This window comes from Roseobacter cerffii, assembly GCF_054226325.1.
Map to the genome: position 1 here is coordinate 4,109,909 of NZ_CM135757.1, position 17,901 is coordinate 4,127,809.

20 protein-coding genes and 2 riboswitches are annotated in these 17,901 nt (G+C 63.0%); of the genes, 9 read left to right on the plus strand and 11 right to left on the minus strand.

The features are described from left to right. Nucleotides 1-23 precede the first annotated feature (23 nt). Both ACVC7O_RS20025 and ACVC7O_RS20030 read left to right on the plus strand, forming a co-directional pair. Entirely contained in the window at nucleotides 24-902 is an 879-nt protein-coding gene (locus ACVC7O_RS20025) for an SDR family oxidoreductase (protein WP_458323868.1), read from the plus strand. Beyond that, nucleotides 865-1,482 (plus strand): exopolysaccharide biosynthesis protein, encoded by a 618-nt coding sequence (locus ACVC7O_RS20030; protein ID WP_458323869.1) that lies wholly within the window; start codon nucleotides 865-867, stop codon nucleotides 1,480-1,482. The genes ACVC7O_RS20025 and ACVC7O_RS20030 overlap by 38 nt, the downstream gene beginning before the upstream one ends. Before the next feature lie 3 nt (nucleotides 1,483-1,485). On the opposite strand, the gene dxs is transcribed toward ACVC7O_RS20030, so the two are convergent. The 5 genes from dxs to ACVC7O_RS20055 form a co-directional block, all read right to left on the minus strand. Then, on the minus strand, nucleotides 1,486-3,417 hold the full coding sequence (gene dxs, locus ACVC7O_RS20035; protein ID WP_458323870.1) for a 1-deoxy-D-xylulose-5-phosphate synthase: 1,932 nt from the start codon (nucleotides 3,415-3,417) through the stop codon (nucleotides 1,486-1,488). A gap of 9 nt (nucleotides 3,418-3,426) precedes the next feature. Then, entirely contained in the window at nucleotides 3,427-4,296 is an 870-nt protein-coding gene (locus tag ACVC7O_RS20040; RefSeq protein WP_458323871.1) for a polyprenyl synthetase family protein, read from the minus strand. Nucleotides 4,297-4,299: 3 nt separating this feature from the next. Further along, nucleotides 4,300-4,542 carry an exodeoxyribonuclease VII small subunit gene (locus tag ACVC7O_RS20045; RefSeq protein WP_458323872.1) on the minus strand — a complete coding sequence of 81 codons (243 nt, stop codon included), beginning with the start codon at nucleotides 4,540-4,542 and terminating at the stop codon, nucleotides 4,300-4,302. A gap of 102 nt (nucleotides 4,543-4,644) precedes the next feature. Then, entirely contained in the window at nucleotides 4,645-5,346 is a 702-nt protein-coding gene (locus tag ACVC7O_RS20050) for a response regulator (protein ID WP_458323873.1), read from the minus strand. Beyond that, complete coding sequence (locus ACVC7O_RS20055) at nucleotides 5,343-5,855, minus strand: MarR family winged helix-turn-helix transcriptional regulator (protein ID WP_458323874.1); 513 nt, start codon at nucleotides 5,853-5,855, stop codon at nucleotides 5,343-5,345. The genes ACVC7O_RS20050 and ACVC7O_RS20055 overlap by 4 nt, the downstream gene beginning before the upstream one ends. 170 nt (nucleotides 5,856-6,025) lie before the next feature. Between ACVC7O_RS20055 and ACVC7O_RS20060 the strand changes: the two genes are divergently transcribed. Continuing rightward, the gene (locus tag ACVC7O_RS20060; RefSeq protein ID WP_458323875.1) at nucleotides 6,026-6,895 is read left to right on the plus strand and encodes a branched-chain amino acid aminotransferase; all 870 of its coding nucleotides are present in this window, start codon (nucleotides 6,026-6,028) and stop codon (nucleotides 6,893-6,895) included. A 130-nt stretch (nucleotides 6,896-7,025) separates the two neighbouring features. Then, a complete protein-coding gene (locus tag ACVC7O_RS20065; RefSeq protein ID WP_458323876.1) occupies nucleotides 7,026-8,594 on the plus strand; it encodes an alkaline phosphatase D family protein in 1,569 nt (522 codons plus the stop codon). Here ACVC7O_RS20065 and ACVC7O_RS20070 read toward each other — a convergent pair whose 3' ends face one another. Genes ACVC7O_RS20070 through ACVC7O_RS20085 form a run of 4 tightly spaced genes read right to left on the minus strand, consistent with a single transcriptional unit; the run spans nucleotide 8,595 to nucleotide 11,255 of the window. Continuing rightward, nucleotides 8,595-9,206 carry a DUF6434 domain-containing protein gene (locus tag ACVC7O_RS20070; RefSeq protein ID WP_458323877.1) on the minus strand — a complete coding sequence of 204 codons (612 nt, stop codon included), beginning with the start codon at nucleotides 9,204-9,206 and terminating at the stop codon, nucleotides 8,595-8,597. Between the two features lie 32 nt (nucleotides 9,207-9,238). Continuing rightward, a complete protein-coding gene (cobO, locus tag ACVC7O_RS20075; protein WP_458323878.1) occupies nucleotides 9,239-9,838 on the minus strand; it encodes a cob(I)yrinic acid a,c-diamide adenosyltransferase in 600 nt (199 codons plus the stop codon). Nucleotides 9,839-9,849: 11 nt separating this feature from the next. Beyond that, on the minus strand, nucleotides 9,850-10,824 hold the full coding sequence (locus ACVC7O_RS20080) for a DMT family transporter (RefSeq protein ID WP_458323879.1): 975 nt from the start codon (nucleotides 10,822-10,824) through the stop codon (nucleotides 9,850-9,852). Between the two features lie 44 nt (nucleotides 10,825-10,868). Then, nucleotides 10,869-11,255, minus strand: a complete 387-nt coding sequence (locus ACVC7O_RS20085; RefSeq protein ID WP_458323880.1) for a DM13 domain-containing protein — start codon at nucleotides 11,253-11,255, stop codon at nucleotides 10,869-10,871. Between the two features lie 136 nt (nucleotides 11,256-11,391). Here ACVC7O_RS20085 and ACVC7O_RS20090 point away from each other — a divergent pair, with 136 nt between their 5' ends. Further along, nucleotides 11,392-11,985 carry a TetR/AcrR family transcriptional regulator gene (locus tag ACVC7O_RS20090; protein WP_458323881.1) on the plus strand — a complete coding sequence of 198 codons (594 nt, stop codon included), beginning with the start codon at nucleotides 11,392-11,394 and terminating at the stop codon, nucleotides 11,983-11,985. On the opposite strand, the gene aroC is transcribed toward ACVC7O_RS20090, so the two are convergent. Beyond that, nucleotides 11,982-13,082, minus strand: coding sequence for a chorismate synthase (gene aroC, locus ACVC7O_RS20095; protein ID WP_458323882.1), 1,101 nt, complete (start codon nucleotides 13,080-13,082; stop codon nucleotides 11,982-11,984). The two genes, ACVC7O_RS20090 and aroC, sit on opposite strands and share 4 nt — an antisense overlap. 91 nt (nucleotides 13,083-13,173) lie before the next feature. Further along, nucleotides 13,174-13,275, plus strand: a riboswitch (TPP riboswitch). Between the two features lie 34 nt (nucleotides 13,276-13,309). Between aroC and ACVC7O_RS20100 the strand changes: the two genes are divergently transcribed. From ACVC7O_RS20100 to ACVC7O_RS20110, 3 genes are read left to right on the plus strand one after another with little or no spacing between them, the layout of a single operon-like run. Beyond that, nucleotides 13,310-14,290 (plus strand): thiamine ABC transporter substrate-binding protein, encoded by a 981-nt coding sequence (locus ACVC7O_RS20100; RefSeq protein ID WP_458323883.1) that lies wholly within the window; start codon nucleotides 13,310-13,312, stop codon nucleotides 14,288-14,290. Next, nucleotides 14,266-15,822, plus strand: a complete 1,557-nt coding sequence (locus ACVC7O_RS20105; RefSeq protein WP_458323884.1) for a thiamine/thiamine pyrophosphate ABC transporter permease ThiP — start codon at nucleotides 14,266-14,268, stop codon at nucleotides 15,820-15,822. The genes ACVC7O_RS20100 and ACVC7O_RS20105 overlap by 25 nt, the downstream gene beginning before the upstream one ends. Continuing rightward, entirely contained in the window at nucleotides 15,809-16,501 is a 693-nt protein-coding gene (locus tag ACVC7O_RS20110) for a thiamine ABC transporter ATP-binding protein (protein ID WP_458323885.1), read from the plus strand. Before ACVC7O_RS20105 ends, ACVC7O_RS20110 begins: the two co-directional genes overlap by 14 nt. Here ACVC7O_RS20110 and ACVC7O_RS20115 read toward each other — a convergent pair. Then, nucleotides 16,498-16,941, minus strand: coding sequence for a 6,7-dimethyl-8-ribityllumazine synthase (locus tag ACVC7O_RS20115; protein ID WP_458323886.1), 444 nt, complete (start codon nucleotides 16,939-16,941; stop codon nucleotides 16,498-16,500). The genes ACVC7O_RS20110 and ACVC7O_RS20115 overlap by 4 nt on opposite strands. A gap of 73 nt (nucleotides 16,942-17,014) precedes the next feature. Continuing rightward, nucleotides 17,015-17,173, minus strand: a riboswitch (FMN riboswitch). A gap of 64 nt (nucleotides 17,174-17,237) precedes the next feature. Here ACVC7O_RS20115 and ACVC7O_RS20120 point away from each other — a divergent pair. Further along, complete coding sequence (locus ACVC7O_RS20120; protein ID WP_458323887.1) at nucleotides 17,238-17,870, plus strand: FMN-binding negative transcriptional regulator; 633 nt, start codon at nucleotides 17,238-17,240, stop codon at nucleotides 17,868-17,870. Nucleotides 17,871-17,901 lie beyond the last annotated feature (31 nt).

Sequence of the window (17,901 nt, forward strand, 5' to 3'; positions counted from 1 at the left end):
TGCCGGCAGTCCACTTTGACGGGATGAGTAAGACACTTCTATCCTTCGGTCATGGGTTCAGCGCCAAGGCTCTGACGCCTCGGCTGGTTGAAAACGGCTGGCATGTGATCGGCACCACGCGAAGCGCCGAGAAAGCCGAGGCGGTGGCCGCGAGCGGGGCAGAACCGCTCGTCTGGCCCGGGACCGACATCACCGAGGCGCTTGATGTGGCAGATGCGTTGCTGATCTCGGCAGGACCAGGCCCCGAGGGCGACCCAGTGTTGAACCACCTTAGGGCGGAGATTGCCGCCGCGGCACCGCGCTTCGACTGGGTCGGCTATCTTTCGACCACCGGTGTTTACGGCGATCACGCCGGTGGGTGGGTCGATGAGACCACGGCTCTGACCCCCTCGACCAAACGCGGTCAGGCCCGGGTCGAAGCCGAGGCGGCATGGCAGGCCATCCCCGATCTGAAGCTGCACATCTTCCGGCTTGCAGGCATCTACGGGCCCGGGCGTGGGCCTTTCGCCAAGGTGCGCAAGGGCACGGCCCGGCGGATCATCAAGCAGGGCCAGGTCTTCTCGCGCATCCATGTCGAGGACATCGCCCAGGTGCTGGAGGCCTCGCTAGCGCAGCCCAACCCGGGCGCCGTTTACAACCTCTGCGACAACGATCCGGCACCGCCGCAGGATGTCATCGCCTATGCCGCGGAGCTGTTGAACCTGCCGCTGCCACCAGCGGTTGATTTCGAGACCGCAGAGATGACACCGATGGCTCGGAGCTTTTACGCCGAGAGCAAAAAAGTGCGGAACGATCGCATCAAAGAAGAGTTGGGTGTGCAACTGCTATATCCCGACTATCGGACCGGGCTGGAGGCTTTGCTGCGTGACGAACGCGAGGACACTATCGCGCCAGAGGTATGACGACTGGCCGCTGACGCATCTTCTGGATGCGGTGGATCGCGCTGCCGAAGATGACACGGTCGAGGTGCGCGATGTGCTCTCCGAGATCGGCGATCGGACGATCACACCGGTCATTCTGGTGATCGCGCTGTTGCTGGTTTCGCCGCTGTCGGGCGTACCCGGAATTCCGACGATTTGCGCTGTGATGATCATCATGCTGTCGCTGCAGGCCCTCGCCGGGCGTAGCCTGTGGTTGCCGCGATGGATGATGCGCGCCGAGATCAACGGTGATCACTTGCAAAAGGCGGTGGGTTGGTTGCGCAGGCCCGCCGATTGGATCGACCGCAACTCGAGCCCTCGACTGCAGTATCTGACCCGGGGGCCCATGCGGATGCTCATTCTCGCACAATGCGCGGTGATCCCGCTCGGCTGGCCCGCGCTGGAGCTGCTGCCGGGCGTGACCTCGCTGGCGGCTGCCACTGTGGGCCTCTTTGCCTTCGGTCTCTTCGCGCGCGATGGGTTCTTCGTGATCGCAGGCTATGTCGGGATGGTCGCGGTGCCACTGGGGGCGCTCGTCCTGCTCAACGCCGCCGTTCTCTAGCGCTCAGGCGCGCGCTTCCCCGATTTGCGCGATGCCCAGAACGTCCAGAACCTTGCTCTCGATCTGCGCGGCGTTCATTCCCGCGACAGCGTACATATCCGCCGGGCTCGCCTGATCGATGAAGATGTCGGGAAGCACCATCGAGCGATACTTGAGCCCGCTGTCAAAGACACCCTCCTCGGCCAGAAGCTGGGCCACATGGCTGCCAAAGCCGCCCACCGCACCTTCCTCGATTGTGATCAGCGCCTCATGATCCGCGGCAAGCTGCAGGATCAGTTGGCGGTCGAGTGGTTTGGCGAACCGCGCGTCCGCAATGGTCGGGGTCAGACCCCGTGCGCATAAGGCTTCAGCGGCCTTTTCCACCTCGGCAAGGCGTGTTCCGAAGGAGAGCAGTGCAACCCGGGCGCCTTCCGCTATGATGCGGCCCTTTCCGATTTCGAGAACTTCGCCACGCTCCGGCATCTCGACGCCTTGGCCTTCGCCGCGCGGGAACCGGAAGGCGATGGGGCCTTCGTCATGAGCCGCGGCGGTGGCAACCATATGTTTCAATTCCGCCTCGTCCGCAGCGGCCATGACCACGAAACCCGGCAAATTGGCGAGATAGGCAATATCGAAAGAGCCCGCATGCGTGGCCCCGTCCGCGCCTACGAGGCCCGCCCGGTCGATGGCAAAACGCACAGGCAAACGCTGGATCGCCACGTCGTGCACCACCTGATCATACCCGCGTTGCAGAAAGGTGGAATACATCGCGCAGAAGGGCTTCATGCCCCCCGCCGCAAGACCGGCGGAGAAGGTCACGCCGTGCTGTTCGGCGATACCCACGTCAAAACACCGGCTGGGGTAGCGTTCGGCAAAGAGGTTCAGACCGGTACCGTCTGGCATCGCGGCGGTGATGGCGCAGATCTTGTCGTCCTCTGCCGCCTCTTGCAGCAGGCTGTCTGCAAACACGCGGGTATAGCTCGGCGCATTCGACGGCGCCTTTTTCTGCTCGCCGGTCACCACGTCAAATTTCGCCGTGGCGTGGCCCTTGTCGCGTGCGGTCTCGGCAGGAGCGTACCCCTTGCCCTTCTTTGTGAGCACGTGGATCAGGATCGGCCCGGTGGCGCGCGCCTTGACCGTGCGCAGAACCGGTAGCAGCTGGTCCATGTCATGCCCGTCGATGGGCCCGAGGTAGGAGAACCCCAGTTGTTCAAAGAGCGTACCACCCACGGCCATGCCCTTGAGGATATCCTTGGCGCGTTTGGCGCCTTCGCGGAAAGGCTCTGGCAGCAGGCTCACCGCGCCCTTTGCGGCGGCCTTGAAGTCCTGAAACGGCTCTTCGGCGTAGAGGCGGCTAAGATAGCTCGACATCGCCCCAGTGGGCGGGGCGATGGACATCTCGTTGTCATTTAGGATGACGATCAGACGTTTGCCCAAGTGACCTGCGTTGTTCATCGCCTCATAGGCCATGCCGGCGCTCATCGAGCCATCGCCGATCACGGCAATCGCATCGCCCAGCCCTTCGGGCACCACGCCACCCAGATCGCGCGCAACTGCGAAGCCCAAGGCGGCGGAGATCGAGGTGGAGCTGTGGGCAGCGCCAAATGGATCGTATGACGACTCCTTGCGCTTGGTGAAACCGCTGAGGCCATCCTTCATCCGCAGTGTTCGGATACGGTCGCGCCGTTCGGTGAGGATCTTGTGTGGATAGCACTGGTGGCCCACGTCCCAAATCACCTTGTCGCGCGGGGTGTCGAACACTGCATGCAGGGCGACAGTGAGCTCAACCACTCCGAGACCCGCCCCCAGATGACCGCCTGTGACCGACACCGCCGAGATCGTCTCAGCCCGCAACTCCTGAGCAAGCTGGGTCAGCTGCCGGTCCGACAGGGTCTTCATGTCAGCCGGGCGGCGGATCGTATCAAGCAGCGGGGTGGTGGGTCGATCTGAGCTCATGGGCCCCTCTCAATGCGCGCGCGTGACGACAAAACGTGCCGCTTCTTTTAGCGTCTCGGCCTCCGGGCCGTAACCGGCCAGGCTGTCGCAGGCCTCCTCGACCAGCTTTGCGGCGCGGTGCCGTGCGGCCTGCAATCCAAGCAGCGAGACGAAGGTGGCTTTGCCTGCATCGGCATCCTTTCCGACGGCCTTGCCCACGGTAGCACTGTCGCCGGTGACGTCCAAGACGTCGTCGGCGATCTGGAAGGCGAGCCCCAAGGCGCGCGCATAGGACTGCAGCGCCCCCGTGTCGGCTTGGCCCAGAACGGCGCCCGCGGTTGCGGCCCATTCGATCAGCGCGCCGGTCTTGCCCTGTTGTAGCCGGGTGATGTCGTCCAGCGAGAGCGGCGCCGCAGCGGTCTCCGCGGCGATGTCGAGCGCCTGGCCAAGGACCATCCCCTGCGCGCCGCTGGCGCGGGCGAGGCGCAAGGCCAGGTCGGCCCGTACTGCTGGTTCGGGGCTCGCTTCAGGCCGGGTCACAAGCTCGAAGGCCAGGGTCTGCAGAGCGTCTCCGGCGAGCACGGCGGTCGCCTCGTCCCACTTGCGATGCACCGTGGGCTGGCCGCGGCGGAGATCGTCGTCATCCATGCAGGGCAGATCGTCATGCACGAGCGAGTAGGCATGCAAAGCTTCGATGGCCGTCGCGGGCCAAACGGCCTGCGTGGCTGTGATGTCGTGCAGCCGGGCGCTCTCGAGCACGAGAAACCCGCGCAGCCGTTTGCCACCTTTGGTCGCGTGCTGCATCGCTGCGACAACGGGAACGTCCTCAAATTGCGTGAGTATCGCGTCGAACTGCGCTTGAATAGCCTGGGCAGCAGCGCCCAGACGGTCGGTGAACATCGTTCAGAGCCCTTCGACCGGCTTGGTTCCCATCGGGTTACCATCACCGTCGAGCGTGATGGCGGCGACCTTCTCCTCGGCTTCCTTCAGCTTGGTCTCACAGCGCGCCTTGAGCGCAGCACCCCGCTCGTAAAGTGCGATGCTTTCATCAAGGGCCACATCGCCGCGCTCCAACTGACCGAGCACCTTCTCGAGCTCGGCCATGGCCTGCTCAAAACTCATCTCATCTACGGGGGTATCGGTCATGGTCGGCTCTTTGTCGCTGCTTTGGGAGGTGTTCTAGTTCGTTTCGCCCTGCGGCACCAGCCTGCATGAACGACCCTTTGAGCCGTGACGCGCCCGTACGGGCTATTCCGGCGCCAGCATGTAACCTGCACCGCGCACGGTCTGCAAATAGCGCGGTTGTTTCGGGTCTTCCTCGATCTTGCGCCGCAAGCGTGTGATCTGGACGTCGACGGCACGCTCCTGAGCCTGGCCCCGGTCGCGCCCCAACTCCTCGACCAGCTTCGCGCGGCTGATCGGCTCGTTGCAGCTGGCTGAGAAGATCTTCATCAGTTGCATCTCGGTCGCGGTCAGGCGGATCAACTCCTCGCCCTGCCACATTTCGCCGCGCTCCATGTCATATCGGATGCCGCCGAGGCTCAGCACCTTGGGCGCTGCTTGATCGGCAGGCGCCTCAGGCATACGCCGGAGTATGGCATTGATGCGCAATAGCAGTTCTTTTGGCTCAAAGGGTTTTGCGAGGTAATCGTCGGCGCCTGCTTCAAGCCCCTCAATGCGATTGCCCGTCTCACCCTTTGCCGTCAGCAGCAGGATTGGCACGGCTCGTGTCTCGCGGAGCGACTTGGTCAGAGACAGACCATCCTCACCCGGCATCATCACATCCAGCACGATCAGGTCGAAATCCAGCCCCGACAGGATCCGCCGCGCATGGGCCGCATCGCGCGCGGCGGTCACCAGGAAGCCATTGCGCATCAGGAACTTCTGCAACAGCGTGCGGATACGCTCGTCGTCATCGACGATGAGAAGATGGGCGTCCATATCGCTCATGGGCTGCTGTCCCTCAACCGGGTGTAGGCACTGCGCATCTCCCGGTCCATCATCGCCTCCAGCACCGTCCGGAAACCGGCGACAGCCTCAGGGCCCGCATCGCGAAAGGCCATCCGCATCCGTGCCCGCTGTGCATCTGACAGTTTTTGTTCCAGCGCCTCGCCCTCCTCGGTCAGAAACAGGTGCCGCTCCCGTTTATCGGCTTTGCCGACTTTGCTCTCGACCAGACCATCCTCGATCAACGTGCGCAAGACACGGTTGAGCGATTGCTTCGTGACCCCGAGAATGTTGAGCAGATTGTTCACCGTTGTGCCGGGCGCGCGGTTGATGAAATGCACCGCGCGGTGATGCGCGCGCCCATAGGCCATGTCAGACAGGATCCGGTCGGGATCGGCGGTAAAGCCGCGATAGGCGAAGAACATCGCCTCGATGCCCTGCCGCAGCTGCTCGTCGGTCAAAAACAGAAGGTTTTCACCGCTCTGGGCTGAAGAACTGCGCCCGTCCGCCATCACGTGCCTCAAAAAGTCCTAATCCTTTGTGCACCAGCATATGTCAGTGTTGTTGACATTCCAAGGGTTAAGGGCTATCGAATCGCATCTTTTGCGCAACAATATGTCCGTATCGGACCAATATTGCGCAATATTCGAAAACTTGATGGTCAAGCTGGGAAGGAAACACAATGTCAGGCGCATACGACGATCGCGACGGAAAGATTTGGATGGACGGCCAGATGGTCGATTGGCGCGCAGCGAATGTCCACATTCTGACCCATGCGATGCACTATGCGTCCTCGGTCTTCGAAGGTGAGCGGGCTTACAACGGCAAGATCTTCCTCAGCCGCAAACACTCGGAGCGGCTGCACTTTTCCGCGAGCGAGTTGGACTTCGAGATCCCTTACACCATCAACGAGATCGAGGCGGCCAAACAGCAAGTCCTGACAGCCAATGGCTTCACCGATGCTTACGTGCGCGCGGTGGCATGGCGCGGTGCGGGCGAAGACATGGGTGTCGCCGCCGCGCGCAACCCGGTGCACCTGGCCATCGCCGCCTGGGAGTGGGGCAGCTACTATGGCGACGCCAAGTCAAAGGGCGCCAAGCTCGACATCGCGAAATGGAAGCGCCCCAGCCCCGAAACGATCCCGGTGCATGCAAAGGCCGCTGGGCTCTACATGATCTGCACCACCTCCAAGCACGCCGCCGAGGCCAAGGGCTGCTCGGATGCGCTGTTCATGGACTATCGCGGCTACGTGGCCGAGGCGACGAGCGCCAACGTCTTCTTCGTGAAGGACGGCGAAGTGCACACACCCGACCCGGATAGCTTCCTGAATGGGCTGACCCGGCAGACCGTGATCGGCATGTTAAAGGACCGCCAGATCAAGGTGCACGAGCGCGTTATCATGCCTGAGGAGCTTGAAGGGTTCGAGCAGTGCTGGCTGACCGGCACCGCCGCTGAAGTTACACCCGTGGGCCAGATCGGGGATTACAACTTCGAAGTCGGCGCCATGACCCGTGAAATTGCGGAAGACTACGAGAAGCTCGTCCGCGCGTGACGGGCGATAGGCGGGCGGCCATTTCCCGCCCGTCACAAATCTTTGCCTTTCTCGTTACACGGGTGTTCTGAGGGCGTTACAGTTGCGCGGTTCCATAGCGCGGTAGCCAATCGCCACATGGAGAACGCCCGTGACCACCCTCATTCGCCCGACCCGCCGCGCCGTCCTGGCCGGATCAACTGCCTTTGCCGCCAGCCTTGCGATGCCCAGCCTCAGCCGTGCAGGTGCGCGGCCCGTTTTCACGCATGGGGTCCAGTCGGGGGATGTGGATACCTCCTCGGGCATGATCTGGACACGGGTGGATCGTCCCGCGCGGATCAGCATGGAGGTCTCGACCACCGAGAGCTTTGCCGATGCGCGGCGCCTTGCGTCGATGGATGCGATTCCTTCCAGTGATCTGTCGATCAAGCGCCTGATCTCGGGCCTGCCCTCCGATCAGGACATCTTCTACCGCTTCGTGGCCGCCGATCTGAGCGACGTGAATGCCACATCGGACCCCATCATCGGGCGCTTCCGCACCGCGCCCATGGCGCGTCGGAACATCCGCTTTGCCTGGTCGGGAGACACCGCCGGGCAGGGTTGGGGCATCGATGATCAGGGCATGGCGACCTATGCCACCATGGCCCAGCACCAGCCCGATTTCTTCATCCACTCAGGCGATACGGTCTACGCCGATGGCCCGATGACCGATGAGGTCGAGAAAGACGGTGAGGTGATCTGGAAGAACGTCGTGCTGCCGGACGAAAAGCGCAAGGTGGCCGAAACGCTCAACGAATTTCGTGCCCAGTGGAAGTACAACCTTCTGGACGAACACGTCCGCGAGATGAACGCTTCCGTCCCGACCTTCATGCAGTGGGATGACCATGAGGTTGTGAACAACTGGTCTGACAGCAAGGACATGATGGCCGATGATCGCTACACCGAGAAATCGGTGCACCTCTTGCAGGCCCGCGCCACACGTGCATTTCACGAGATGACACCGCTCAGGATCACTCCCGAGGAACCGAACCGGGTCTATCGCAAGATCAACTACGGCCCGATGCTGGACATCTTCTTCCTTGATCTCCGCAGCTATCGCGGGCCGAACACAGCCGAGATGACCGAAGAGCTGACCGACGAACAACGCGTGCTTGGGGCGGAGCAGATGGCCTGGCTGAAGCGCGAGCTGGCGGCTTCGACCGCGACCTGGAAAGTGATCGCCTCCGACCAGCCCATCGGCCTTATCGTTTGGGACAACTTCCGCGAACAGGCGGGCAGCGAAGGGATCGCGGACGGTGTGAGCGGCCCGGCCATGGGGCGCGAGGTTGAGGTGGCGGAACTGTTGCGCTTCATAAAGACCGCGAAAATCGACAACACAGTCTGGTTCACGGCGGATGTGCACTATACGGCGGCGCACTACTACAACCCCGACAAGGCGCAGTTTCAGGATTTCGAGCCGTTCTGGGAGTTCGTCTCCGGCCCGCTGCACGCGGGCACCTTCGGACCCAACGCCATGGACATGACCTTTGGCGCCGAAGTGAAATACGTCAAGGCGCCAACTGAGGATCAGGGGATCAACCTGCCCCCCAGCATGGGTCTGCAGTTCTTTGGCCTTGTCGATATCGACGCGCAAACTCAACAGATGACGGTCCGCCTGATGGACCGCGCAGATACCGAGCTTTACACGGTGACGCTGGACCCGAAAGGCACCAGCATCTAATCAGTCAAGGTCCAGATCGGACCTGTCATAGACATGCCGTCCATCCTCGGACGGCATGTCGCGTTTCAGGGCCCAGTATTTGCGCACGTCGTCCATCCCCTTCTCCGGATTGTCCGCCAAAAAATCGCGCGTGTACTGGTTGAACTGGTTGTGATGCGCGATCTGGGACTGAAAGCCGGGCTGTGCTTCCTCGGCTTTCAGGCGGTGATATTCGGCGACCGCGTCCGCGAGGGTCTTGCCGGCATTCGCCTTCATCCAGGCCATGAAGGCGATGTTGAACTTGAAGCTGTCGCCCGCATGCGCCTTGAAGAACCGGCGCACGTTTTGCGTGTTGCGGTAGCTGTCGGTGATCACCGTCTCGGGCGTGAGCGCGGCGCTGTGCCAGTCGAATTTCGAGCGCGGTGCCGTGCGGATGTCGCCCGGCCATTGAGTTTCGCCGGTGTCGAGGTGATGCGCGAGGCGGTCGAGGATCGTGAACTTGCCACCCGTGGCGCGGACGCCAACCGCCTTGGCCTGTGCCTCCAGTTCGGATTTCAGCCAATACCAGCGGCGCAGCTCGGCGCTGGTGGTGATGCTGGCGATCTCGGGGCGACCTTCGCGGTTTTTCGGCATCAACAGTCCTCTCTCTGCCTCCAAGACAGCCGCTAGAAATCCACCCCGCGTTGGGCCTTGATGCCGGACTGGTAAGGGTGCTTAACCTCGGTCATCTCGGTGACCAAGTCAGCGTAGTCCATCAGCTCGGGCTTGGCGTCGCGGCCGGTGAGGATCACGCCGGTGCGGTCGTCGCGGGCCTTGAGGCTGTCAATGACGGCGTGGATGTCGAGGTATTCGTAGCGCAGGGCGATGTTGATCTCATCGAGCACCACGAGGTCATAATCGCCGCTCTGCATCATCTCCACACCCTTCGCAAAGGCGGCATCGGCGGCAGCGATGTCGCGGTCGCGGTCCTGCGTGTCCCAGGTGAAGCCTTCGCCCATGGTGTGCCAGGTGACGTCCCCAAGTTGGTCGAAAAAGCGTTTCTCCCCGGTGATCCACTTGCCCTTGATGAACTGCACGACGCCGACCTTTTGCTTCCAGCCGAGCGCGCGGATGACGACGCCGAAGGCGCTGGAGGATTTGCCCTTGCCCTTGCCGGTGTGCACCAGCACGAGGCCGCGCCCGGGGTCTTCGGCCTCGGCCACCTTGGCGCGGTGCTTGGCCTGCACCTTTTTCATCTCTTCCTTGTGGGTGTCTGCGTCGCTCATCTCATGTCCCCTCACGGTGTGCCCGGGGGCGATTGATTGGGCTTTGATTTGCTGCGGTCAACCCCCAATTGGTGCTCGCGCCAGATGATCAGGATGCCGCCGGCGATGACCAGACTGGCGCCTAGGATGATCGGGCCGGTGGGCAGTTCGTTGAAGGCGAGATAGCCGATCAGCGCGGCGAAGATCATCGAGGCGTAGTCGAAGGGCGCCAGCATCGACGCGCCGCCAAAGCGGTAGGAGGAGGTGACCATGATCTGTGCCACCCCGCCGATCAGCCCGGCGGTGATCAGCCAGAGGATCACGCTTTGTGCAGGCCAGACCCAGACGAAACCCGGGTGGTCGATGACCCAGCCGAGGGGCGCGGAGAGCAGTGCAAGGCAGCTGGCAGTGACAGAGAAATAGAAGACGATGGCGGCGGTGTGGTCGGTCTGTACCAGGCGGCGCACATGGATCTGCACCAGCGCGCGCAGGATCGAGGCAATGAGCGTCATCAGGGCCCCAAGGGCAGCTGCCCGCGAGATGTCATCGGCGCCGAGGCTGAGGCGGGGGGCGATCACGATCATGACCCCGACCAAACCAAGCGCCACAGCTGAAATCCGAATGAGTCGAATGCGTTCGCCCAGAAAGATCGCCGCAAAGATCACGGCAAAGAGCGGTGTCGCGTAGCCGATGGCCGTGACCTCCGGCAGCGGCAGCAGACCGAGGCCTGCACAGGTCAGCGCCATCGCCGAGGTGCCGAAGACCCCGCGCCAGACGTGGCCCATGAGGTTCGACGGGATCAGCCCATCGCGCAGCTGCCCGCGCTGTGCAAGCCAGAGCGCGATGATCGGGATGGCAAAGAGCGAGCGGAAGAAGACGGCCTGACCGGGCGGGACGTGGGGCGAAACGCCCTTGATGATCGCGGCCATGACCATGAACAGAAAGACCGCGCAGAGCTTGAGAGCAATTGCGCGGCCCGGTCGGTGTTCCGTGAGGTCTTGGGCCATGGCTCTCTCTTGCGCCTGCGAGCGGCAAAGATCAAGCGGATGGATCAGCCCAGTTTGGCGACACCCAAAGGCACGGAGAATTTCAGGCACCAGATATAGATTTCGTTGAAATCATCGACATTGATCGAGGCTGGTACCGTGTAGACCTGCTTGCCGTTGAGCATTTTCAACTCACCCAGATCGCCAGCGGGCACGTAGGCGCCATCCTTGCCGAACGCCACGCGGGGGTCAGGTGCGCCGTCGAGCGAGAAGTCGTCTTCGAGTGTGACGGTAGCGGTGCCGTCGGCGTGTTTCACGATTGTAACGCCGCCGGTGGTGATGTGGTCACTCTTGCCGATGAAGGTGCCGCGGGTGTCGTTGCCGGCCAGGGCGCCGACGCTGGCGAGCGTGGTCAGGGCGATGACGAGGAGGGCGGAGAAGAAGTGTTTCATGAGTTCGGCTTTCCTTGCTGTCTTGGGGACGTAGGCCAAACCTACAATTAGGAACCAAACGGTACAATACACGTCTGCGTGAATTGTGTAACAAGCGGTTCCGAACTATATTAGCCATCGGAAACAGGAGACCGCCATGGCCCGCCCAAGAGAGTTCGACACCGATGACGCCATCCGAAACGCCATGGGCGTATTCTGGGAAAAGGGGTATCAGGAGGCCTCACTACCGGACCTTCTGGAGGGCATGGGGTTGACCCGGGGCAGCCTTTACAAGGCATTCAAGGACAAGAAGACGCTCTTTCTACTGGTGCTGGAGCATTACGAGGATGCGGCCGTGGGGGCCGCGCAGGCGCGGCTGTCCGACCAGGAGATCAAGGATGGGCGTGACCGTATCTTGGGCCTGTTCGAGGCATCGGCCAAGGCGGCCACAGACGGCGATCATCGCGGGTGCCTGCTCTGTACGGCGGCGGCGGGGTTCGAGATGTCAGACCCCGAGATCGCCGCCGCCGTGCAGCAGGGGCTCGAGGGCATTCGCACGGGCTTGGAAACCGCACTCCGCGCCTCTCCGGTGCATCATAAGCTAGATGCGCCCGCCATCCGCGCTTTGGCAAATGTGCTGTTGACCCAATACATCGGCCTGCGCGTTCTAGCCCGGTCGCAGCTGCCCCTCGGGGCGGTCGAGCACAGCGTCGATGGCGTCGCGCATCTGCTGGAATCGCATGCGCTCTAGCCGATGTGCCCTTGGTTCTGGCCGACCTGACCGCGATGCAAGAGAAGGTGATCGAGCAGTACGCAAGCCATCATCGCCTCTCCCACAGGGACCGCACGGATGCCCACGCAAGGGTCATGACGGCCCTTGGTGATGATCTCCGTCTCTTCGCCACTTTTGGTAATCGTGCGCCGGGTGGTCAGGATGCTCGACGTCGGTTTGACCGCAAAGCGTACCACGATGTCCTGCCCGGTGCTGATCCCTCCGAGGATACCGCCCGCATGGTTCGAGGAGTAAACCGGTCCTTCCGACCCCATGGTGATCTCATCGGCATTGAGCTCTCCGGTCAGCATCGCCGCTGACATGCCCTCGCCGATCTCCACACCTTTCACCGCGTTGATGCTCATCATGGCCGCTGCGAGGTCCGTGTCGAGCTTACCGTAGACCGGCGCGCCCAGGCCTGCAGGCACGCCGCGCGCCACCACTTCGATCACCGCACCGACGGAGCTGCCCGATTTGCGCAGGCTGTCGAGATAGGCCGCCCAGTCCTCCGCCGCTTGCGCGTCCGGCACCCAGAAGGGGTTGCGGGCGATCTCGTCCCAATCGAACCGGTCGCGGTCGATCTTGTGCGGCCCCATCTGAACCATGTAGCCGGTGATCTCCACCCCCGCCACAAGCGCGCCGATGGCAGCGCGCGCGAGCCCGCCAGCGGCCACACGCGCCGCGGTTTCTCGCGCGCTTGACCGACCACCGCCGCGATAATCACGCACCCCATATTTCTGGAAATAGGTGATATCCGCGTGGCCCGGCCGGAACTTGTCCTTGATATCGCCGTAGTCCTTCGAGCGCTGGTCGGTGTTCTCGATCATCAGCTGCACCGGGGTGCCTGTCGTCACCCCTTCGAAAGTACCGGAGAGGATCTTCACCTCATCCGCTTCCCGCCGCTGGGTGGTGTATTTGTTCTGACCCGGCTTGCGCTTGTCCATCCATTGCCGAAGCATCGCCTCATTGATCGCAACGCCCGGCGGGCAGCCGTCGACCGTCGCGCCCAGGGCAGGCCCGTGGCTTTCGCCCCAGGTGGTCACACGGAAGAGATGGCCAAAACTATTGATCGACATCGTTTGCTCCTTTGACCCGCGTGCTTAGCGGTGCGCGCGGATCGCCTCAAGAGCTTATCGCTTGCCAATCCCGCAGGCCCGCTTTACCTCTGGTCGCACCTCGGGGGGCCAATCCGGCTGAGATGCGCGAGCGCGCGGACCCGTAGAACCTGAACCGGTTAAGACCGGCGGAGGGAAGGTGAGCTGATCATCCTTTCATCCGTTCGTCGCATTTGAAAGGATTGATCATGCGGAGAACTCTTCTTGCAACCACGCTGCTGCTGGCCTCTCAGGCAGGCGCCGAAACGCCGGTGCTGACTGTCTACGCGGGCGACTACTTCACCTCGGAATGGGGTCCAGGCCCAAAGATCGAGGCGGGCTTTGAGGCGACCTGCGATTGCGATCTGCAATTCTCCACGGGCGATCTGCTGCCGCGGCTGCTGCTGGAAGGGGAGCGGACAAAGGCGGATGTGGTGATCGGCCTGACCTCCGATGTGACGGCCAAGGCCCGCGCCACCGGCCTCTTTGCACCGCACGGGCAGGACAATTCCGCCCTGACGCTACCGATTGACTGGACCGATGACATCTTCCTGCCGTTCAACTACGGCCACACCGCCTTCATCTACAATGAGACCACGATGGACGCGCCGCCTGCGAGCTTTGACGCGCTCCTGGAGATGGACGACGGTGTAAAACTCGTCATCCAGGATCCACGCACTTCGATTTCCGGGCTGGCGCTGGTGCTCTGGGTCGAGGCGGTCTATGGCGAGAAGTCGTCCGAGGTCTGGCAAAAGCTCGCCCCGAAAATCCTGACCGTGACCAAGGACTGGTCGGCCAGCTATGGCATGTTCACCGATGGTGAGGTCGACATGGTGCTCAGCTACACCACCTCGCCTGCCTATCATATGTTTGCCGAAGAGGATTTCACCAAGAAGGCGGCGATCTTCCCGGAAGGACACTATTTCATGGTCGAAACCGTGGGCAAGGTTGCCGGGACCGATCAGCCTGAACTGGCCGATGCCTTCATGGCCTATGTTCTGAGCGCGGACTTCCAGCAGATGATCCCGACCGCCAACTGGTCCCTGCCCTCGGCGCTGCCGGAGGATCAGTGGCCCGAGGGCTGGGCGCAACTACCGCTGCCGGAAAAGGTTCTGTTCTACTCCGAGGATGAAGCAGAAGCCCGCAAGGATCAGGCCATCGAGACATGGCGCAGCGCGCTCAGCCAATAATCGGCACTGCAGGACTCGCAGCAGGCGGCTTTGTCGTTGCGGCGGTGCTGCTGTCGTTCGTTGGCCTTGGCCTGCGGGCCGAAGTGGGGCGCGGCATTGGCCCCGCCGAATGGGCGGCCATCCGGTTCACGTTGGTGCAGGCCGCCCTGTCGGCGCTCTTGTCGGTGGCCTTCGCAATCCCACTGGCGCGGGCGCTGGCGCGGCGGCGGTTCCCCGGGCGTGGCGTTCTGATCACGCTCCTGGGCGCGCCTTTCATCCTGCCGGTCATTGTGGCCGTGCTCGGGTTGTTGACCGTTTTTGGTCGGACCGGCTGGCTCAACACCGGGCTTGACGCGGTCGGTCTGCCGACACTGTCGATCTACGGTCTACATGGGGTTGTTCTGGCGCATGTCTTCTTCAACCTACCGCTCGCCACGCGGCTCCTGCTGCAAGGCTGGCAAAGCATCCCTGCAGAGCGTTTCCGCCTCGCCGCACAGCTGGACCTGCCGCCACGCATGGTCTTCCGCACGCTGGAGTGGCCGCTTCTGAAACAGCTGGCGCCCGGGGCGGCGGCGCTTGTCTTTGTGATTTGCCTGACCAGTTTCGCCGTTGCTCTGACCCTCGGCGGAGGGCCTCGGGCCACCACTATCGAGTTGGCCATCTATCAAGCCTTCCGCTTTGATTTCGACCTTGCGCGCGCCTCCCTGCTGTCGGTCATCCAGCTCGGCCTGGCGGGCGGAGCGGCGCTGATCGCGCTTTGGGTCATCCCCAACCTCCCGCTGAACGGGGGCCTCGACCGGGCCCTGCGCCGCTGGGATGCGCGCAGCGGGGCGCAGGCGTGGCTGGATGCTTTCGTGATCGCACTGGGAAGCGGATTTCTGCTGCTCCCGCTCTTCGCCATCCTGCTCGCCGGGCTGCAAGGCCTGCCGTTGATGCCCGCCGGGGTCTGGATCACTGCGGGCAATTCACTCTGGGTGGCGTTGCTCAGCATTGTTGTGCTGCTCTTGATCGCCGTACCGATGGCCGGTTGGATCGGCACACGCCGTCGCGGCAGCGCCGAGGCCATCGGGCTCATCGGTCTCTCGGCCTCGCCCCTGATGATCGGCACCGGCTGGTTCATCCTGATTAACCCGATTGCCGACCCGGTGCCGCTGGCCTTGCCGGTGACAGCACTGATCAACGCGCTGATGGCGCTGCCTTTCGCGCTGCGCATCCTGGTCCCGCCCTTGCGTGATGTCCTCGCCAGCTATGATCGGCTTTCACGGTCGCTTGGGCTGCGGGGCTGGGCCGCATGGCGCTGGCTGGTTCTGCCGCGCCTGCGCGCACAGATCGGGTTTGCCGCGGGTCTCACCGGGGCGCTCTCGGTAGGTGATCTGGGTGTCATCGCGCTCTTTGCCGACCCCGACCGCGCGACGCTGCCCTTGCAGATGTATCGCCTGATGGGCGCCTACCGCACGGAGGCGGCCGCGGGCGCAGCACTCTTGCTGTTGGCGATGGCGCTGTCGCTCTTCTGGCTCTGCGACAAGGGAGGGCGCTGGCGTGCTGAAGCTTGAGGGCATCGAGATCGCACAGGGTGATTTTCTGCTGCACGCGGATTTCGAAGTCGCCCAGGGGCGCAAGACCGCGGTGATCGGACCTTCAGGGGCAGGAAAATCCACCTTGCTGGGCGCGATTGGCGGATTCACACCGCTGCGCACGGGCCGTCTGCTGTGGCAAGAGCGGGACATCACCGAAGATGCCCCCGGTCAGCGCCCCATCGCGATGCTCTTCCAGGACAACAACCTCTTCCCGCATCTGACCATCGCTCAGAACGCAGGCCTTGGCATCAGGCCTGACCTGAAACTGAGCGCCGAAGATAGAACCCGGGTGGCGCAGGCCCTGGCCCGCGTCGGCCTTGAGGGCATGGAGACGCGCAGACCTGGTGCTCTCTCCGGCGGACAGCAAAGCCGCGCGGCACTGGCGCGCGTGCTGGTCCAGGACCGACCCGTGATCCTGCTTGATGAGCCCTTTGCTGCCCTTGGGCCTGCTCTGCGGCAGGATATGCTCGATCTTGTACAAGCGCTTGCGCGTGAAGCGGACGCAACACTGCTGATGGTCACCCACGATCCGGCAGATGTGCGGCGGATCGCAGATGACGTCATCTTTGTCGAAGGCGGGCGGGCTGAAGCACCGCAACCGGCAGAGGCTCTGCTGGAGAACCCACCACCCGCCCTACGCGCCTACCTCGGCTAGGCCGCGTTTGACTGCAGCGCTTGTCGGCTCTTTAGTATGCCAAGCGCGGCTTCGGCGGCCTCACGGCCCTTCTGTACGAAATGCGCGCGGTAGATCGCAGTGTGATGCTCCGTCTCCTGGTACTGATGTGGCGTCAGCGAAACAGAGAGCACCGGCACCCCGGTCTCTAACCCTGCACGCATCAGCCCATCGACCACCGATTGTGCAACGAAATCATGCCGGTAAATGCCACCATCCACCACGAAGGCCGCGCAAGCCACCGCGGCATAGCGCCCCGAGCGCGCCAGATCCTGCGCCATGAGCGGCAGTTCAAATGCGCCGGGCACGTCGAAGACATCGACCTGCGCGGGCGGAATGATGTCGGTGAACCCCTCAAAAGCGCGGTCCACGATATCGGCGTGCCACTGTGCTTTGACGAAGGCGAAACGGGTGTGTGTCATGTTGATCTCCTTTGGTTCAGACACGTCCACCCAAGGCGATCACGGCTGCGCACGAGCCGAAGGCCCGTGTCAGTCGCATTCTCTTTCATCCGGACTTTAACCGTCGGCTCTGGCCTCTCACCAGATCTGCTTGACCAAGGGATTTCGAAAGGAAGCCCCTTGCGCTCGCGGGCTCGAGGGTCACGGCCCCCATACCGCCGGTGGGGAATTCCACCCCGCCCTGAGAATGCGCACAGCTTGCCAAGGCTGGACAAAGCCTGCAAGAGCAAAGGCGCAGTCGAGATCGAGGCCAGCCCATGCATCCCAACCCGGTGTTTCATACCCATAGCAAGGATCAGAACCTCGCCTTTGCACGCGAACGGGCGTTTGGCGTACTGGCCGTCAGCGGGGCCGAGGCCCCCTGGCTTTCCCATGTGCCGTTCCTTATTGCGGACGACGGACAGTCGCTGGATCTGCACCTGCTGCGGTCGAACCCCATTGCGCGCGCGCTCAAAGACGCGCCGCGGCCTGCACGTCTCGCCATCTCGGGGCCAGACAGCTATGTCTCGCCCGATTGGTACGGCGTGGTCGACCAGGTGCCCACCTGGAACTATGTCGCCGTACATCTGGCAGGGACGCTGGAGCTGCGGCCTCAGGAGGAGCTGCACGACCTGCTAGATCGGCAATCGGCGCTTTTCGAGGATCGTTTGCTGCCGAAAGAGCCCTGGCTGACGTCGAAGATGTCCGAGGGTGTGATGGAGCGGATGATGCGCGCGATTGTCCCCTGCCGCATGACGGTCAGTACCGTCGACGGCACATGGAAGCTCAATCAGAACAAGCCCGATGCGGTCCGGCAGGAGGCCGCGGATCATGTCGAGGCCGTCGGGCAGGGCATGGAGCTGCCGGTTTTGGCAGCGCTCATGCGCGGGGCCAATGGACACGGCACCTAGCTCTGGTAGGGTCCCGGCAAGATCACAAGGA

Coding starts and splice junctions, on each gene's coding strand:
- ACVC7O_RS20025 (WP_458323868.1), top strand. CDS start 24: ATGAGTAAGACACTTCTATCCTTCGGTCATGGGTTCAGCGCCAAGGCT.
- dxs (WP_458323870.1), bottom strand. CDS start 3,417: ATGAGCTCAGATCGACCCACCACCCCGCTGCTTGATACGATCCGCCGC.
- ACVC7O_RS20040 (WP_458323871.1), bottom strand. CDS start 4,296: ATGTTCACCGACCGTCTGGGCGCTGCTGCCCAGGCTATTCAAGCGCAG.
- ACVC7O_RS20045 (WP_458323872.1), bottom strand. CDS start 4,542: ATGACCGATACCCCCGTAGATGAGATGAGTTTTGAGCAGGCCATGGCC.
- ACVC7O_RS20050 (WP_458323873.1), bottom strand. CDS start 5,346: ATGAGCGATATGGACGCCCATCTTCTCATCGTCGATGACGACGAGCGT.
- ACVC7O_RS20055 (WP_458323874.1), bottom strand. CDS start 5,855: ATGGCGGACGGGCGCAGTTCTTCAGCCCAGAGCGGTGAAAACCTTCTG.
- ACVC7O_RS20060 (WP_458323875.1), top strand. CDS start 6,026: ATGTCAGGCGCATACGACGATCGCGACGGAAAGATTTGGATGGACGGC.
- ACVC7O_RS20070 (WP_458323877.1), bottom strand. CDS start 9,206: ATGCCGAAAAACCGCGAAGGTCGCCCCGAGATCGCCAGCATCACCACC.
- cobO (WP_458323878.1), bottom strand. CDS start 9,838: ATGAGCGACGCAGACACCCACAAGGAAGAGATGAAAAAGGTGCAGGCC.
- ACVC7O_RS20080 (WP_458323879.1), bottom strand. CDS start 10,824: ATGGCCCAAGACCTCACGGAACACCGACCGGGCCGCGCAATTGCTCTC.
- ACVC7O_RS20085 (WP_458323880.1), bottom strand. CDS start 11,255: ATGAAACACTTCTTCTCCGCCCTCCTCGTCATCGCCCTGACCACGCTC.
- ACVC7O_RS20090 (WP_458323881.1), top strand. CDS start 11,392: ATGGCCCGCCCAAGAGAGTTCGACACCGATGACGCCATCCGAAACGCC.
- aroC (WP_458323882.1), bottom strand. CDS start 13,082: ATGTCGATCAATAGTTTTGGCCATCTCTTCCGTGTGACCACCTGGGGC.
- ACVC7O_RS20100 (WP_458323883.1), top strand. CDS start 13,310: ATGCGGAGAACTCTTCTTGCAACCACGCTGCTGCTGGCCTCTCAGGCA.
- ACVC7O_RS20105 (WP_458323884.1), top strand. CDS start 14,266: ATGGCGCAGCGCGCTCAGCCAATAATCGGCACTGCAGGACTCGCAGCA.
- ACVC7O_RS20115 (WP_458323886.1), bottom strand. CDS start 16,941: ATGACACACACCCGTTTCGCCTTCGTCAAAGCACAGTGGCACGCCGAT.
- ACVC7O_RS20120 (WP_458323887.1), top strand. CDS start 17,238: ATGCATCCCAACCCGGTGTTTCATACCCATAGCAAGGATCAGAACCTC.